Source organism: Bacillus sp. SIMBA_031 (assembly GCF_046535225.1).
Lineage (GTDB): Bacteria > Bacillota > Bacilli > Bacillales > Bacillaceae > Bacillus > Bacillus velezensis.
The window spans coordinates 1-276 of the sequence record NZ_JAWRXC010000174.1 but is presented as its reverse complement, the minus strand read 5'-3'; the positions used below and the strand labels follow the sequence as shown (position 1 = coordinate 276).

Below are 276 nucleotides of genomic sequence, written 5' to 3'. Positions count from 1 at the left end.
GAACCAGAAAAACAAACCTTAATACAAAGAAGCTTTGCCCCGGGAAGTGAATGGCTATACCTGAAAATGTATTGCAATTCTAATGTTTCAGACTACCTATTGGCGAATGAAATTACACCCATATTGGATAAACTTATAGCTGAAAAGACGATAAAATCTGCTTTTTTTATTAGATATACAGATCCTCATTATCATCTTAGATTAAGATTAAACTTATGCGATAAAAAGTTATATGCTGAAGTTCTGGAGAAACTTTATGACTTGCTGGACCCTTAC

1 protein-coding gene is annotated in these 276 nt (G+C 33.3%); it reads left to right on the top strand.

The window, feature by feature from the left end; all coding sequences use genetic code 11:
* A partial coding sequence (locus tag SB724_RS19945; RefSeq protein WP_410572554.1) for a thiopeptide-type bacteriocin biosynthesis protein occupies positions 1-276 on the top strand: 276 nt, incomplete at both ends.